16 protein-coding genes are annotated in these 15,095 nt (G+C 62.4%); 6 read left to right on the top strand and 10 right to left on the bottom strand.

The window, feature by feature from the left end; genetic code table 11:
* Positions 1-3 precede the first annotated feature (3 nt).
* On the bottom strand, positions 4-957 hold the full coding sequence (locus tag INT29_RS10210; RefSeq protein WP_193071551.1) for a hypothetical protein: 954 nt from the start codon (positions 955-957) through the stop codon (positions 4-6).
* 86 nt (positions 958-1,043) lie between these two features.
* Here INT29_RS10210 and INT29_RS20110 point away from each other — a divergent pair, with 86 nt between their 5' ends.
* Positions 1,044-1,736: a MarR family winged helix-turn-helix transcriptional regulator gene (locus INT29_RS20110; protein WP_226830938.1), complete on the top strand. Its 693-nt coding sequence runs from the start codon at positions 1,044-1,046 to the stop codon at positions 1,734-1,736.
* Between the two features lie 13 nt (positions 1,737-1,749).
* On the opposite strand, the gene INT29_RS10220 is transcribed toward INT29_RS20110, so the two are convergent.
* The 4 genes from INT29_RS10220 to INT29_RS10235 form a co-directional block, all read right to left on the bottom strand.
* Entirely contained in the window at positions 1,750-2,292 is a 543-nt protein-coding gene (locus tag INT29_RS10220; protein WP_226841838.1) for an SRPBCC family protein, read from the bottom strand.
* A gap of 144 nt (positions 2,293-2,436) precedes the next feature.
* The gene (locus tag INT29_RS10225; RefSeq protein WP_101571520.1) at positions 2,437-3,906 is read right to left on the bottom strand and encodes an LssY C-terminal domain-containing protein; all 1,470 of its coding nucleotides are present in this window, start codon (positions 3,904-3,906) and stop codon (positions 2,437-2,439) included.
* 9 nt (positions 3,907-3,915) lie between these two features.
* A complete protein-coding gene (locus INT29_RS10230) occupies positions 3,916-4,971 on the bottom strand; it encodes a MerR family transcriptional regulator (RefSeq protein WP_193071552.1) in 1,056 nt (351 codons plus the stop codon).
* Positions 4,972-5,133: 162 nt separating this feature from the next.
* Positions 5,134-5,859 (bottom strand): HEAT repeat domain-containing protein, encoded by a 726-nt coding sequence (locus INT29_RS10235; protein WP_193071553.1) that lies wholly within the window; start codon positions 5,857-5,859, stop codon positions 5,134-5,136.
* Between the two features lie 205 nt (positions 5,860-6,064).
* Between INT29_RS10235 and INT29_RS10240 the strand changes: the two genes are divergently transcribed.
* The 3 genes from INT29_RS10240 to INT29_RS10250 all read left to right on the top strand — a co-directional run bounded on the left by INT29_RS10240 (position 6,065) and on the right by INT29_RS10250 (position 8,145).
* Complete coding sequence (locus INT29_RS10240; protein ID WP_226830941.1) at positions 6,065-6,652, top strand: peptidoglycan-binding protein; 588 nt, start codon at positions 6,065-6,067, stop codon at positions 6,650-6,652.
* 3 nt (positions 6,653-6,655) lie between these two features.
* A complete protein-coding gene (locus tag INT29_RS10245; protein WP_193071554.1) occupies positions 6,656-7,672 on the top strand; it encodes an ABC transporter substrate-binding protein in 1,017 nt (338 codons plus the stop codon).
* A 113-nt stretch (positions 7,673-7,785) separates the two neighbouring features.
* Positions 7,786-8,145: an ArsR/SmtB family transcription factor gene (locus tag INT29_RS10250; RefSeq protein ID WP_101571527.1), complete on the top strand. Its 360-nt coding sequence runs from the start codon at positions 7,786-7,788 to the stop codon at positions 8,143-8,145.
* A gap of 16 nt (positions 8,146-8,161) precedes the next feature.
* Here the strand turns inward: INT29_RS10250 and INT29_RS10255 are convergent, their stop codons facing one another.
* The 3 genes from INT29_RS10255 to INT29_RS10265 are packed head-to-tail and all read right to left on the bottom strand — an operon-like array spanning position 8,162 to position 10,878.
* Entirely contained in the window at positions 8,162-9,085 is a 924-nt protein-coding gene (locus tag INT29_RS10255; RefSeq protein ID WP_101571529.1) for a DMT family transporter, read from the bottom strand.
* A complete protein-coding gene (locus INT29_RS10260; protein ID WP_101571724.1) occupies positions 9,082-10,287 on the bottom strand; it encodes a pyridoxal phosphate-dependent aminotransferase in 1,206 nt (401 codons plus the stop codon). The genes INT29_RS10255 and INT29_RS10260 overlap by 4 nt, the downstream gene beginning before the upstream one ends.
* Before the next feature lie 9 nt (positions 10,288-10,296).
* The gene (locus INT29_RS10265; protein WP_101571531.1) at positions 10,297-10,878 is read right to left on the bottom strand and encodes a peroxidase-related enzyme; all 582 of its coding nucleotides are present in this window, start codon (positions 10,876-10,878) and stop codon (positions 10,297-10,299) included.
* Between the two features lie 117 nt (positions 10,879-10,995).
* Here INT29_RS10265 and INT29_RS10270 point away from each other — a divergent pair, with 117 nt between their 5' ends.
* The gene (locus INT29_RS10270; RefSeq protein WP_101571533.1) at positions 10,996-11,292 is read left to right on the top strand and encodes a cupin; all 297 of its coding nucleotides are present in this window, start codon (positions 10,996-10,998) and stop codon (positions 11,290-11,292) included.
* A gap of 68 nt (positions 11,293-11,360) precedes the next feature.
* On the opposite strand, the gene INT29_RS10275 is transcribed toward INT29_RS10270, so the two are convergent.
* A complete protein-coding gene (locus INT29_RS10275) occupies positions 11,361-12,839 on the bottom strand; it encodes a glutamate-cysteine ligase family protein (RefSeq protein ID WP_101571535.1) in 1,479 nt (492 codons plus the stop codon).
* 100 nt (positions 12,840-12,939) lie between these two features.
* Here INT29_RS10275 and INT29_RS10280 point away from each other — a divergent pair, with 100 nt between their 5' ends.
* Entirely contained in the window at positions 12,940-14,112 is a 1,173-nt protein-coding gene (locus INT29_RS10280; protein ID WP_193071555.1) for a M20 family metallopeptidase, read from the top strand.
* Between the two features lie 10 nt (positions 14,113-14,122).
* On the opposite strand, the gene INT29_RS10285 is transcribed toward INT29_RS10280, so the two are convergent.
* Complete coding sequence (locus INT29_RS10285; RefSeq protein WP_193071556.1) at positions 14,123-15,067, bottom strand: FkbM family methyltransferase; 945 nt, start codon at positions 15,065-15,067, stop codon at positions 14,123-14,125.
* Between the last annotated feature and the right edge of the window lie 28 nt (positions 15,068-15,095).

Below are 15,095 nucleotides of genomic sequence, written 5' to 3' on the forward strand. Positions count from 1 at the left end.
CCCTCAGGACCGGACACCGCGTTTGTAGCCTGCCGCGAATCCGTGTTCGAACGCAGCTCCGACCATCCGGCCCTTGCCTCCGCGTCGGCCCCCGGCGCGGTGGCTTCTGCCCCGGTGGTCGGCGCTGTGAGCATGTGACCCACAGCCTCCGTCACGGCGGTGATGGTCGAAGCGCCCTTCGTCCACGTTGTCCTCTGCCCATTCCCGGCGTGAGCCCCAACCATCTTCCAGATCCCGCTCGCGACGCGGATTCCGATTCCGCCGTGGGCCGCGGTCACCACGAGAGTCGAATCCGCGCCCGAGTGTTCGTACGTGTCCGAGTCCGAACTCTGACTCGAAGTCACGTCCGGGTTCAGGCCCGAACTCTGACCGGAGCCTACCTCCGAACCCATACTCCTGGCCCAAGGCGGATCGTCCTTCAGCGCCGAAACGGCGGGCGCATTCGCGACGAGCCGCGTAGCCGCGCCGTCCAGCGAACTCTCGGCGCTCATCCCACTCATCATTCCTGCCCTCAGCGCTAGCGCCCTCTGCATTCCTGCCGAGCACGTCAACGATTTTGTCCAGAGAGCCCGTCAGGGATTCGAGCTCCCACTCCGATAGCGCCTCATCGACCGCGGCGGCAACCTGCTCACGGATCCCCTGGCCGCGGTGTCCGAATTCCCCTGCCTTCGCTGCGGTGAAGAACTTTCGGCGCAGCAGGAGGCTCGCTTGCCTGAGCAGGTCCGTTACCTCTGGGCTCTCGTCGCGGACGTCGGAACGCTCACTCCCCGCGGCGCGCGTCTGGTCGAATTCATTGTCGTCTTCGTCATTCATCTTTGCACTTTCCTCACTGAGAGCCTCGTGGAGCTTCTCGTTGCCTTCATCAGCACGGTCTCTGTTCTCATCAGCACGTTCATCACGGCCTTCTCGACCATTGATGGTGCTGTCATTCTGCTTGTCGCTGTTGAGCGAGTTCATGCCATCTCCTTTACTTGTCATCTGACATGTATATGTATCATGACATGCAATTAGAAAGCATGTCAACCAACATGTAAAATTGGGGTATGAGCAATGACGGGAAGCGCGATCAGGGTAGGGGTACGGACGATGCCAGCCAGAGGATCGCCGAGGCGCTCACGCGCCTGCAGTGGAGGCGCGGGCTCGGTGGCGGTCCGCGCGGATTCGGGCTTCCCGGAGCTGCGGCTGGCGGCGATGGCCATCCCAGATTCGGCGGACCAGGACGGGGAGACTTTCCGTTCGGACGCGGTCGGCGCCCACACGGCGACGAGGATGAATATTTCCCTCAGAGTCCGCGCGATCCACGCACGAAAGGCGCGCCCCACGACGAGCGTCTCCGGGACAGCAATCGCGATCGGCACGAGGGAGAACACGAGTGGAAAGGCAAGTTCGGGGCTCACTTCGGTGGACGAGCACAGCTGCGACTGCTTATCGCCCTAGCTCAGGCCGGCCGCTCTCTCGGCGTCAGCGCAATCGGTGAATCGATCGGGGTCGATCAGCCGCGTGCTTCCCGCCTCGTGTCACAGGGCGTCGAGCTGGGACTGCTGCGACGTGAGGCTGACCCTGATGATGCCCGTCGCACTCTCATCGCGTTGACGGATAAGGGCAGAGCGATCTCGAGCAGGTTCCGGGGAGCCCAGCGCGAGAACGTCGACCTGGCCCTCGATGGGTTCACCGATGAAGAGCGCGCCCTCTTAGCACAGCTGCTCTCACGCCTGGCAGATGCCTGGCCACGATGAGCAGCTGAAGCCTTCAGCGTTCAGCGAGTGCCTTGAGCCTCTCAACTGATGCCAGCAGGTTCTCAGACTTTGTCGACTGCGCACGTGGCAGTCGTTGCAGGTCTCTCAACTCGGTCCAGTCATAGGTGTGGCGAACCAGGCTTGAACGGTCTCCTGTCGCTGTGACCTCCCACGTCCATTTCTGGCCGAAGGGTTCACCGCCGACTTCGGAGGGCTTCCAGGCGATGAGCCTGCCCTCTTCGAAGTCGACGATGTGGTTCTCGCGGTCGACGCCCTTGGTCAGGGTGGTGATGAAGGAGGTTCCGACTCCGGTCGGTCTCTGCCCCGCTGCGGCTGTGCCGAGGTTGTCGTTGCCGTCCCATTCGGGTTGGCGGGCAGGATCGGCGACGAGTTCGAAGATCTCCGAGGCTGATGCGGCGACCTCGATTTCGATGCTGACCACTTTGAGCGCCGGGTCGATCGTGTCGAAGACTGCGCCGTCGGAGGCTGTGGTTACCTCTGCGGGAACCTTGCCCCCGTCGGTGGGGGCAGATGAGTCAGGTGTCGGCTCGGTCATGGAGTTCCGCCTCTTCGCTTGAATCCGGTTCCGATGGCTGGTTCGCGCCGCCGGAATGCAGTCGAGGCCAGGATACACAGTGTTTACAGTCCACGACTTCTCGCACCATCGATGCATGCCGGCGAATCCTGATTGCACATGCGCTCAGTCTTCGAGGCCCCGTTCCTGACGTTCGGCTCGCAGCTCTGCGGTGCTGAAACGGGTGAATAGCCGTGAAGAATCGCTTGACAATGACAGCAGCACGGCGACCTGCATGGCAATCGTCGTCAAGGCGTACATGTTGGTCGCGAGGTCCCGGTCTCCGGTGAAGTAGTTCGTCATCGATACGATCACAGACACCGTGGAGAGGGTCAAGATCCACAATCGGGCTCGATTGCTGCCTCGGAACACAGAGATGCTCGCGATCACCTGCAGGCACCCGATGAGGAGGCTGAGTCCGATGAGCACTCCCGCCACGATCCGTGTTGCCGCTTCGTTGCCGAGGGTTTCGATGTCGGCACTGTAGTCCACGACCTCGGTGCGCAGGCCGTCCCAGTCGAGCACCGTGCCCAGTACGTCCCAGGCTTGGAAGAGGAGCAGGATGAGAACGAGTGCGGCACCGACGACCGTCTGCAGCGGTCGCCTGTGCCACAGCGTCTTCGTCACTTCTCTGACCGACCGAGCATCGGTGTAGATCTGGGTCGCATCGAGTGCCAGTTCGAGTCGGTCCGGGGAATCGGATTCGTCTGTATCCACTTCGGCAACTTCGATGATCGGGAGATCGCCGTCCGTGATGATCGCGTCTCCGCCGCCGTTGCGTGAGTGGTAGCCGGTCGAGAAGTCTTGGACGTGTTGGACGACAACCGCATCATCGGCCGAAGCCACCGTGTCAACGATGTAGTCACGTTCGACATCGGTGTTCTCTTCGATTTTGTGGGTGAACTGCAACGTGAACAGCGAGATCCCGACGCTCTTGTCGTAGGTGCCCGCGGCCAGCCAGTCCGCCTGATGCCCACCAGGCAGCAACCAGCCACTGGGACATTTCCAGAACCGCACATGGTGACGCTGCCCCGGATCCCCGTCGACCTCCTGCTGATAAGCGAAGTCCTGCCGCCTGCCGAACAGCAGCAATGGCGACACTGGCGCTTTGGGGTAGCTCCGACGCGTCAGAGTGGATCTGATGATCTCCCAGGTCGAGGCCGGGGTGATGCCATCGGCAAGGATCCAGCCTGCGGCTTTCATCGCGTGATGGATCTGAGTCTCGTCACCACGCCATGCGAGGTTGACAGGATCTCCGAGCAGGCCATCCGAGGTCCGGGCTCGACCGATGAAATAGTTCGGGACGTAGATCTGGGAGAGGATGCGGTGCAGTCGCGGAAGTGCCAGGTAGGAGACCACTCCCCAGAATACGAGCAGGGTCAGCACCTGCCACCAGCCCAGTGAGAACCCTTTGAACAGGATCAGCATCGCCAGCCACGTTGACGAGGCGCCTCCGAAGAGGAAGAAGAGATAGTCGAGGACCCCGGTGACAGTGAAATGGTGGCGACGGAATGCGAACGGCTGCCGCTGTCGTCTCTTCGCAGAGGCGGGCGAGCGATCGGGCCCAGGTTCAGGCGTCGTGGTTCCGGAGGTCATGGGACAAGTTTAATGATCGCGGCGCCGATTCAGGGTCGCGGTCGCCGTTGCTGCGACCTCGAAGCTTTCGTCGGTGCACAGTTCGGCAATGAAGTCATCGACTTCAGCACCCGGAATCTCAATGAGAACCTGCAGCACTCGGAACCGCACTGTCGCCTCTGGGGAACGGGCGTGCCGGCGCAGATCCGACATGATCCGTCTCGCGACTTCAGCTCGCTCCCCTTCCTCCGGGGCTTCGTTGACGAAAGCAGCAAGCGCTTCGGCGGCCTCAATGTCCTTTGGTCCCTCCATCGCTATTTCAAGCAGATCCGAAACCGCGACAGGATCCCTCATCTGCCCCAGAATGAGTGCGGCGCCGCTGCGCACCTGAAGATCCGTGTCGCCGAGACCGGAATGCAGGGAGGCGATGATGGTCGCTTCCGCAACGGACCCGAGTTCTTCCTTCGCGGTATTGCGCCGGATTTCATCGAGCGCCTGCAGAGCATTGCGCCGGACGACGACGGACAGGTCTCCCATCCCCTTCGCCAGGTAGCGGACCGCTTCGGGTCCCGACTGAGCCAAGGCCCAGCGCATCGCTCCGGCAGCATTGAGCACCGGCTCGTTGAGAACGGCTGCGGACAGGGACTCAACGGGCACAGCTCCGTCGACACCGCTGCCCAGCGCTGCCTTGTGCCGCTGGATGACGTCGCCGGATTCAAGGGAGCGCATGAGATCGATGGTCAGCAGCAGCGCCTCCCCATCGGCGTGGTGGAGGCGGTCGATCCGCTCGAGGTTCGACAGCAGTTCCTGCTCGACTGCGATGCGTCGCTTCGAGGTCTCGACCAGCTCGTCAATCACTCGACTGGGATCGAATGCGGGATCGTCGAGAAGGGGTCCGATCTCTGCCAGCGACATTCCCAGTTTGCGCAGTCCTTCGATATGGAAGATTCTCCCGATATCGTCCGCGGAATACTCCCGGTACCCGCTCGGGGTGCGCTCATTGGGATCGATGAGGCCCAGGGATTCGTAGTGTCGCAGCATCCGAGCACTCACGCCTGAGCGTTTGGCCACTTCGCCAATCAGCATCAGCACCCCTCTCCTGTCTCCACTATAGACAGGCCACTCTGTCATCGCTCTGCCTTTAACGCGCCCAATCCATGAGGAAGGAGCCCGAGGCGCCGCACGCAGCGCTGCGTGAGCTTGCCCCACCCGGCAGCGCCACCCCGGTCGCCCCTTCCCAAAGTCGACCTATGCTGATGCCTCGGACCCCAGTGCAACCACGCGCTTGGCTTCACTCAAGGCGTGAGCGAAACCGGCGTCCGGATCGGTGAACATGTCCCGGGTCGCCAGAGCGTGTGTCTGCACTGTTTCTCCCTCTGCCTGCAGTCTTTCATCGAGCACTGACACGAGATCCTCGCCCAGGGAGACGATGGCTCTGCTGAGGCTTTTCTGCGTGTCCATGTCACCCCGTCCAAGCTGGGTGACGAGGGACAATGCCAACGTCTCTCGGTCATCACCGGGGACAAGCGCCACGGCGGCCCTCCACGCACTGCGGGCCACCTCGGTGTCGGAATGAGCGATCAGCTTGTCTCCGATGTTTTCCGGGCTCATGGCCGACCAGCTGCGAGGGTCACCGATCTTCGACAGCGTGTGCAATGCCTGGCTCTGGGCCTGCGGCACATCTGAGCTCAGCTCGACAATGAGCGCAGGCACAGCCTCCTCCGCGGGCATCCGGGTGATTGCCCAGGTGAGCATGTCACGGACGAAGAAGTCCGGTTCGTATCTGCAGCGCTGTATGAGTGCACCGAGGTGGCTTCTCTCGGCTGTGGTTCCGACAGACAGTGCCGCCTGCAGTCGCTGCTGCGGGTTCGACGACGACAACGCCGCGACGACGGACTCCGTTTTCGGTGAGGGCCGCGAATCATGGTGCGAGATGTGCTGCACAGGCGTTTCGGTGATGTGTGGATTGGTCATTGTGTCCACCTCCTACAGCCAGTGAAGGCCTTGACACCGTGTCAAGGTCAAGCTGGTTCGCGATAACAAACAGACATCACGAGATTGCTTCAGAGTTCAGTCACCAACGTCGGCGCCCAAAAAATCCAGCCCCGTGACCGTTCTGTGATTATTAGCACGGCGTGGACACATGCGTCCCTCAGTTTGTTGCATTATCGTTATATTCATGGCTGGTAAGACTCGACACCGCAACGGATCTCGGTCCGTGCTTCGTGGTGCCCTGATGGGTCTGGGAGCAGCGGTGATGGCCTTGGTCGTCGCCGCCGTCATCATCGTCAATTCCCCTGTCTCCTTCGGCTCAACTAAGATCAGGCAGATGCAGATGGCTACCGTGAATCAGCTGACCGAGCAGCAGATCGACAACGCCCGGCTCATCATCGGCATCGGGCGGGGCGGCGACTTCGACGACCGAGCAATCAGAATCGCCCTCATGACAGCCCTCCAGGAATCCTCGCTGCGCAACCTCGACGCGGGTGACCGCGACTCGATCGGCCTGTTCCAGCAGCGTCCTTCTCAAGGATGGGGCGAACCAGAGCGCCTCAACGACCCCATCTTTGCCACGAAATCCTTCTACGGAATCAATCCGGATATCGAGAATCCCGGTCTCGAACAGATCGAAGACTGGCACACGATGAGCCCCACCGAAGCCGCACAAGCCGTACAGCGATCCGGCCTGCCTGATGCCTACGAGCAGTGGGAGTCACTGGCAGACGACCTCATCGGCACCCAGGACGACGTCGAAGCTCTGAGCTGAGCGGTGCGAATCGAACAGAGGCCATTGGCCTTGCCCGCCCTGGGGCTCACTGCTGTTCTGGCACTCAGCGGATGCTCGCTCCTACCGAATCAGGCAAGTCACGCCAAAGGTCCCTATCCGCAGACGCTCGACTCTCCCTATGGCAGCACCACGATCAAGACACAGCCGGAGAAGATTGCTGTGACCAGTTCGGTCGACTTCGACATAGCTGTGGCGCTCGGCGCGGATCCGGTCATTGCACCGGCTCTATCGGGGAAGAAGGCCAGCCCGTGGGCCATGGAGGCACTTGATGATTCCGGCATGGAGACTCCGACTCTGTATGACCCGAAGAAGGGGCCAGACGCCGAGGCGATCCGTGAAGCAGAACCCGATGTCATCCTCGCCACCGGCCTCGACGATGCCGGTGAGCATTTCGATGAGCTCTCGGATATCGCCCCCGTCGTTGCGGCCGAAGACGATGCAACGTGGACCGACAGGACCGCCGCCGTCGCCACTGCCCTGAATAAGGGACAAGAGGCCCAAGAAGTCGTCGAGGACGTTACAGGTCAATCCGAGAAGGCCGCTGACCATCACCTCGAATTCGAAGACACGACGTATGCCCTCGCCGACGTCAAGGCCGAGTCGATCGACTACCTGTCGTATGCTGGCAGCGACGACAGCTTCTTCACCGGCATCGGCATGCTCCAAGATTCCGCAGCGCAAGATTACTCGGCCCAGAAGCATTCGGTGACGAAGCCGCAGGTCGACCAGCTCGACGCCGATGTCCTCCTCATACATTTCCCTGACTCTGGTGCTGGCACTGGTGCTGATGCCGGCTCTGGTGCCGACCAGGCGATGCTGGATGAAGACGAGCTGGAGGACCCGTTCTATCGGGAGGTCAAGGTCATTCGCGGCAAGCACTACACCGTGCTCGATGACACCACATTCGCAGCTCTGACCAACCTGTCGCCGTTGAGCTACGACTGGCTGCTGCACAACCTTCCTGACGATCTCAGCAAGGCCGAACAAGGCGTCCTCTGAACTCGAACGCCGCACGGTGTTCGAGTCTTCTGCCGACCGCGTGCCTGCGGCCTGTCCGCCTGCAGCGATGTGGGCGTGAGTTCACGTTGCAGAATTTCCGGTAATCTCTATCCATGGCTTCCACTTCAGATTCCACCCCGGTCAATGCCGCAGTCGAGCAGCTCCTGCGCAACCCCGAGGACAATCTCGAAGCCATCTCCGAGACCGCCGACCTGTTCAAAGCACTGGCCACACCGTCCAGATTGAAGATGCTCCTGGTCCTCGCTCACGGTGAGGCGACCGTGACGCACATCGTCGAGTCGACCGAGCTGTCGCAGCCCCTGGTGTCCCAGCATCTGAAGTTTTTGCGCGGCCTCCACCTCGTCGGGGTCAACCGGATCGGCCGCGAAGCCTACTACTCGCTCAAGGACGACCACGTCGCTCACATCATCCTTGATGCCTTGGCCCACACAGTCGAAGGCCACGAGCACTGAGCTGTTCCTGAATGGGTCACCGTCGACTGCGCAGCGCCTCCGGACCGCCGCCGACGACCCAGACAATCACAACAACCAGCACCGCGCCGATCCACTGCGCCGGCTGCAGTCGCTCCCCGGCGATGGCCGCGCCCAATACCACGGCCGACAGCGGTTGGAGCAGCATGAGGGCGGCCGTCCGCGACACCGTCACAAGCGGGCTCGAGATGCTCAGCAGCACCCATGACAGGGCCTGACCGAATACAGCCAGCGCCACCATCCATGCCCACCCGGCCCAGCCCAGGTCGAAGTCGAGGCCGCCGAGAGTCACACCAGCGATCGCCGTCATCACTCCCGCCCCAAGTGTGCCCACTGCGACGGGTGCGACCACGAAGTTCGGTGCCGCCTTCCGGCAGTGGTGGATGCCGAAGATGTAGACGCCGTAGAGAATTCCAGACAGCACTCCGAAGATCGCCCCACGTCCCGGGTTCGCCGCTCCGGCATCGGCGCCGAAGACTCCCCCGGTCAGCAGCATGCCCGCGATCATGACGGGGATGCATGCAATGAACAGCCAGCCCGGACGTGTTCCTCCGAAGACCCACACCAGCGCCGGAAACACGATGACCTGAACGCTGATGAGGACTGTGGAGACACCGACTCCAGCATCGAGGACGCTCTGTGCCCACAGCACATAGTCGATGCCCAGCGCCGCACCCGAGACTGCCGCGACAACGAGCGCCCGGGACGGCAGCATCCCGTGACGTCGGAGTTCGCGGATGGCCAGAGGCGCCAGGACGATGACAGCGATCCAACAGCGCAGGAATGCTGCGGTCGGGGCGCTCGCATCGGCGAGGATGACGAAGAGTCCGGCCGAGCCCAGGAGCAGCGCAGAGACGATGATGCCCAGTGTCGGCAGCCCAGACGAACTCCGGTTCTGAGCTGCAGGCGAGTTCGGAGTCATCTCATGAAGGCAAGGATTCGATCCAGCGCCTCGGCGGTCTTGTCCGCACCGACGGCCAGCGACAGTCGCACCGAGCGGGACCCATTGAGGGAGTCGAAGTCATCACCCGGCGCCAAGGCGACCCCGGTGGACTCGAGGAGCGACTGGCACCAATCGGTCGCGGTAACGATGTCATCATTCGACCGCTGCAGGATCTCATCGATGCGGGCATACATGTAGAACGCCCCATCGGGCGGCGCCATATCGGTGAAGCCCAGGTCAGCAGTCGCTTCGAGGACATGTTTTCGGGCACGGGCGAAGGACTCCACCGCGGCCTCACATTCCGCATAGGATTCCTCGGTAAATGCCTCCACCGCCGCATACTGGGCGGGAACCGGGGCGCACAGCGAGAGATTTCCGGTCACGTTCTGGGCCGCACTCGTGAGCGATTCTGGCAGGATCGCCCAGCCGAGTCGCCAACCGGTCATCGCCCAGTACTTCGAGAACGAGGAGATGACGATGGCATTGTCGTCATGAGTCAGCGCGGTCTCACCACGCGTGCCGATGTAGCTGATGCCGTGGTAGATCTCGTCAGAGATCACCTGCACACTGTGCTCGGCACACCAGGAGATGAGTTCGCCGAGGTGGTCGCCGGTGATCATCGTGCCCGTCGGATTCGCCGGCGACGCGAGCATGAGTCCTTTGAGCGGAGCCTTCGCGTGTGCTTGTTCGAGGAGCTCGACAGTCGGCTGGAACCCGTGGTCTGCTCCGCAGTCGAGTTCGACGATCTCGCAGTTCAAAGCGGCGAGGATGTTCTTGTAGGCGCCGTAGCCCGGGCGGGCGAGCGCGACGCGATCACCCGCATCGAAGCAGGTCAGGAACGCCGTCTGGAAGGCACCGGAGGAGCCTGTGGTGATCGCGATTCTGTCGGTGGGCACGTCCACGCCGTACCAGTCGCGGTAATGCCCGGCGATGGCTGCGCGCAGTTCGGGGATCCCGAAGATCGGGGAGTAGCCGAGGTTCGTGCCGTCGGTGACAACCTCGGCGGCCTTCCTGCGCACCGGACCCGGCGCACCTTGTGTCGGTTCGCCCAAGCACATGGCGATGGTGTCCCGGCCGTTGCGCGTCATCTCCTGGACTTTGGCCACGATGTTCATGGCTGCGAAGGGTTGAACCAGTCCGGCTCGATCGGAGACCCGGGGTGCGCTCGTGTGGGTGCTCATGGTCATCGGTCACTTCCTCTCACGGGGGACGCGGCCCATGAGGTAGAACTCGGGGTTGGGCATCATTCCCCCGATGTGCGCCATGCGGTTCGAGAGGCCGAAGAAGCCGGTGATTGCGCCGATGTCCCAGGCGTCCTCGTCATCGAATCCGTGCTCGGCCAGGACGGTGAAATCAGCGTCACCGACGGTCCAGGGTTCCTTGCAGACCTTCATCGCGAAGTCGAGCATCGCCATCTGGCGGTCGGTGATGTCGGCCTGCCGGTAGTTGACGGCCACCTGGTCTGCCACATGCAGTTTCTTCTCCATGATCCGCAGCACGGCTCCGTGCGCGACGACACAGTAGAGGCAGTTGTTCACCGCCGAGGTGGCCGTGACGATCATCTCCCGGTCGCCCTTGGTCAGGTTCCCGGTGTCCTTCTCCATCAGTGCGTCGTAGTAGGCGAAGAAGGCACGGAATTCGGCGGGTCGCCGGGCCAGGGACAGGAAGACATTGGGCACGAAGCCCGACTTCTCTGAGACGGCCAGAATGGTGTCGCGGATATCGTCTTCGACATCGTCGATGTCAGCGTAGGGGTAGCGCATACTGCTCATGCTAACCCTCGAAGCCTGACTTATGTGCTGCGGGCCACGGACCGGGCTGGGGTGCCACTGTGCTCAGGGATAGGGTGTGGAGCAGACTATCGATGACGATGAGAAGGAGTGTCAATCATGAGCGATGAGAACACCGGTTCAACAGGTGAGGTCCAGCTCGACAACGGAGTCTTCCGCGTGACCAGGTGGACCATCCAGCCCAATGGGGTCATCCCCATGCACAGACATGAGTATGAGTACGTCGTGATTCCGATGGTCACCGATGCGATGCACGTGCGGAGCTCGGATGGAACGTCGATGGTCGCCGACCTCGAGGCGGGAGTCAGCTATACACGCGCGGCAGGATCCGAACATGAGGTCTCAAATCCAGACGGGACCGACGACATCGTCTTCGTCGAAGTCGAACGCCTCTGATTCAACACAGCTCGGCACCAGTTCAGGCCCGCACCACCGCTGCTGAGCGTGGCGAGTCCCTGCTTGCCTCAGACGGGCACGTCCCAGGTGTGGACGGGCTCGCCTGAGGCCTGGTTCTTCACGTAGGCGTCCATCATCGCCTTGAGTCCCTCTCGGCGCTCCGGTGAGTCCGGGGCGCTGTTCGGTGCCAGATGGTCGAGCATCCTCAGCTGCCAAGTCGCGCCGTTGGCACGCAGTTCGGCCCGACCTTCGATGATCGACATGTACTCGTCGATGACGTCTTTGTCGATGCCCAGACGGCTCAGGCCTCTGCGAGCTTGCGGGATGAGGACGTCGAGCACAAGGTCCGCGACGTCGATGTGGCCGATCTTGGGCCACGTCACGCGGGCATGGATGCCGTCCTTGGCACAGGCGAAGAAGTTCTCCTCCGCCTCACGGAAGGACATTCGCGACCACACGGGACGGTTCTCTCCGACGAGGAACTCGGCCAGACCGTAGTAGAAAGCGGCATCGGCAACCATGTCGACGGGGGTCGGCCCGGCTGGGAGCAGCCGGTTCTCCACACGAATGTGGGCCCCGGAGTCAGAGGAGTCGTAGATCGGTCGGTTCCAGCGCCACACGGTGCCGTTATGCAGGTTGAGTTCGTAGAGCTTCGGAGCATCGGCTTGGGAGAACTCGACGAAGTCCTTGATCTCCGGCAGCAGGGGTGGGAAGTAGCGGACGTTCTCTTCGAAGAGGTCGAAGACGCTCGTGATCCAGCGTTCCCCAAACCACACCCGTGGCCGAACTCCCTGATTCACGAGCTCGGGGGTGCGCGTATCGATGGACTGGGTGAACACCGGAATCCGGGATTCGTGCCAGAGTTTCCGGCCGACGAACAACGGGGAGTTCGCACTCATCGCGACCTGGGCTGCAGCGATCGCCTGGGACGCGTTCCACGCCTCGGCGAACTTGTTGGGTGCGACCTGCAGGTGCAGCTGCATCGATGTGCAGGAGGCTTCCGGGGCGATGTCGGAGAATTCGTGTTTGTACTTCTCTTCGCCGTCGAGTTCGATGCGCACATATTCACCGCGAGCATCGACGATCGAGTTGCTCAGCGCCTCGTAGCGGTTCTCCTCGGTGATCCACGTTTCTTCGGTGAGGAATTGGGTGCTCAGGGTCGGCAGCGTTCCGATCGACGTGACCTTCAGACCTTCCGCCTCGGCGGCCTTCTGAGCCTTGCCGAGCCGGTGGGCCACTCCCGCCTCCAAGGTCTTCAGCCCACGTCCGGCCACCTGGAGCACAGGGTGGTTGAGTTCGAGGTTGAAGCCGCCGATCTCCGATTGGTACTCGTCGTCGAGGCGTTCGAGAACCTTCGTGTTGTTCAGGCTCGGCTGATTGTCTAAGTCAATGAGATTGAGTTCGAGCTCCAGACCGATCGTGCCCGCGGATTTGAACTCCGCGTGGCGCAGATACGTGTCGAAGAGCTCGAGGTTCTCCGCGAGTTTCTCTCGATACAGCGTGCGTTCTTCCGGCGTGTACCGCTTGGAACTGACTTGCTCACCCATGGGTCAAGCAAACCACAGACTTAGTGTTTGCGCTTGCCGAATTCCGAACATGATGCGGACGCCGCAACCGGTCTTGCAGACCCCATCGTAGAATCGGCGCATGACCACCTCTCTGTCCTCAGAACTCCAGTCCGCTGACCTCGTTGCGAAAGCCGCCGACCGCCTTCCCCTCATCCTCGATGACATCAAACGCGTCATCACGAAGGAGACGCCGTCGCACGACAAAGAAGCCGTGGCCGCCGGTGCCCAGGATTTCGTCGAACTGCTGCGTGAGCGTCTCGAGGCCACCGCGGAGGTCATCACCATCGAGGACACCGCCCATGTGCGCCTGCGCTTCGGTTCGGGTCCGGCTCGTGTGGTCCTTCTCAACCACCAGGACACGGTGTGGCCGCACGGAACCTTGGACCGCATTCCCTTCTCCACCGACGACGGTATCCTGCGCGGACCGGGCAGCTTCGACATGCTCACCGGGGCGATTATGAGCATCCACGCGAGCGCGATCCTGCGCGAGCACCTCGGCGAGGGTGGCCTCAGTGGTCTGTCGATCCTGGTCACCGGTGATGAGGAGATCGGGTCGATCTCGTCCTCGGATCTCATTCGCGCCGAGTCGGCCGAGGCGAAGGCCGTGTATGTGATGGAGGCGAGCGCCGGCGGTGCACTCAAGGTCGAGCGCAAGGGCACGAGCAATTACACCCTCGTCTTCGCAGGCAAGGCCTCCCACGCCGGGCTCGAGCCGGAGAAGGGGATCAACGCCGGTATGGCCCTGGCCCTTCACCTGCCTCTCGTCGCCGATCTTGCCGACGCTTCGGCCGGCACCTCGGTGGTCCCGACCGTGATCAGCGCGGGCACCACCTCGAACACGGTTCCCGCCGAGGCACGCGTCGATGTGGATGTGCGTGCACGCACCGCCGCCGAGCTCGACCGTATAGATGCCGCCATGCGTGAGCTCGCCACCCGCCCTCAGCTGGAAGGTTCATCGATCGAGGTCATCGGCGGAATCAACCGTCCCCCGTTCGAACGTGAGCAATCAGCCGCACTCTTTGAACGTGCCACCGCCCTGGCCGCTGAACTCGGCCTTCCTGCACCAGAAGGTGTCTCCGTGGGCGGTGCCTCGGACGGAAACTTCACCGCCGGTGACGGCATTGCGACACTTGACGGCCTGGGTGCCGTGGGTGATGGGGCACATGCCGAACACGAGCACGCGGTCATCGATGAGATCGCCCCGCGCACAGCACTGCTCGCGGCCCTCATCGCCGATCAGCTGCAGAGCTGAGAGCAGCCGCTCACTTGACCGGGTAGCCTGCGACCCGCATGTCCTCTGGGTTCTTCGTGGTGAAGAGCCAGTCACGGAGATGCGGGTCGGGCACGATCTCGTCTTTGGCGCTGAGGTGATCGGGGCCGACGAGATAGTAGTGGTAGTCGAAGCGGTCGAGGATGCGCATCAGCTGTTCGGGCTGTGCCCTATCGTCGAGGACCTCACACAGAATGTCCGGCTGCAGTGTGCCCAACAGTTCTCGACCGTTGTCGAGCACGTCGTTCTCGGCACCTTCCACATCAATCTTCACGGTCACCTGCGGACGGCCGGGCGGCAGATCCGGCAGGAGCTCGTCGAGCGAAGTGAAGCGCACCTGCGCACCGGAGTCGAAGTCCATGCCGGTCCCATAGAACGATGGCAATGCCGATCCTCCGTCACCGGTGGGCACCTGCATGGTGGTGCCGGGCTTGCCGACGCCCGTCGGATGAACAGTCACCCGATCGCCGAGGTGGTTGCGGGCGACGTTCTTCTCCAAGCCGGTGACGACGGCGGGGATGATCTCGAAGGAGTGTGCGACGGCCGCCGGGTTGGCCGCCAGAACGGCCATGGTGAACACCCCTGTATAGGCGCCGATGTCGAGGAACACGTCCGCGTCGCGGGACAGGTCGACCATGAGGTCGAGCGCGAAGGCGTCCTCGGTCTCCGTGCGGCGGCCCTTGCCCCAGTAGAATTCCTTGGCGATCTCACAGCGGAAGGGATCGACGAGATAGAAGCCGGCGCCTCCGGCACGCCCGCGCACCTCGGTGAGGCCGATCGGTGCGGGCAGCCGGCCGATCTTGATGCCGTTGATGTGGGGTGCCACCGTTCTCAACATCGGGTGGAGATACGGTTGCGCGAGGGCAGTCTTGACTGGCAGTTTGAGTCCGAACCACTTCTGCTTCCGGCCCTTGAGTGACCGCAGGTAGTCGTTCACGAGGCTCTCCCTTACGTTGAGCGCGATC

The organism is Brevibacterium sp. FME37, from assembly GCF_014897485.1.
GTDB lineage: Bacteria > Actinomycetota > Actinomycetes > Actinomycetales > Brevibacteriaceae > Brevibacterium.

Excerpts from the sequence above, each read along its gene's own strand:
- INT29_RS10260 (WP_101571724.1), bottom strand. The coding sequence starts at position 10,287 with ATGAGCACCCACACGAGCGCACCCCGGGTCTCCGATCGAGCCGGACTG.
- INT29_RS10275 (WP_101571535.1), bottom strand. The coding sequence starts at position 12,839 with ATGGGTGAGCAAGTCAGTTCCAAGCGGTACACGCCGGAAGAACGCACG.
- INT29_RS10270 (WP_101571533.1), top strand. The coding sequence starts at position 10,996 with ATGAGCGATGAGAACACCGGTTCAACAGGTGAGGTCCAGCTCGACAAC.
- INT29_RS20110 (WP_226830938.1), top strand. The coding sequence starts at position 1,044 with ATGAGCAATGACGGGAAGCGCGATCAGGGTAGGGGTACGGACGATGCC.
- INT29_RS10210 (WP_193071551.1), bottom strand. The coding sequence starts at position 957 with ATGAACTCGCTCAACAGCGACAAGCAGAATGACAGCACCATCAATGGT.
- INT29_RS10230 (WP_193071552.1), bottom strand. The coding sequence starts at position 4,971 with ATGCTGATTGGCGAAGTGGCCAAACGCTCAGGCGTGAGTGCTCGGATG.
- INT29_RS10255 (WP_101571529.1), bottom strand. The coding sequence starts at position 9,085 with ATGACTCCGAACTCGCCTGCAGCTCAGAACCGGAGTTCGTCTGGGCTG.
- INT29_RS10280 (WP_193071555.1), top strand. The coding sequence starts at position 12,940 with ATGACCACCTCTCTGTCCTCAGAACTCCAGTCCGCTGACCTCGTTGCG.
- INT29_RS10235 (WP_193071553.1), bottom strand. The coding sequence starts at position 5,859 with ATGACCAATCCACACATCACCGAAACGCCTGTGCAGCACATCTCGCAC.
- INT29_RS10220 (WP_226841838.1), bottom strand. The coding sequence starts at position 2,292 with ATGACCGAGCCGACACCTGACTCATCTGCCCCCACCGACGGGGGCAAG.
- INT29_RS10240 (WP_226830941.1), top strand. The coding sequence starts at position 6,065 with ATGGCTGGTAAGACTCGACACCGCAACGGATCTCGGTCCGTGCTTCGT.
- INT29_RS10265 (WP_101571531.1), bottom strand. The coding sequence starts at position 10,878 with ATGAGCAGTATGCGCTACCCCTACGCTGACATCGACGATGTCGAAGAC.
- INT29_RS10250 (WP_101571527.1), top strand. The coding sequence starts at position 7,786 with ATGGCTTCCACTTCAGATTCCACCCCGGTCAATGCCGCAGTCGAGCAG.
- INT29_RS10225 (WP_101571520.1), bottom strand. The coding sequence starts at position 3,906 with ATGACCTCCGGAACCACGACGCCTGAACCTGGGCCCGATCGCTCGCCC.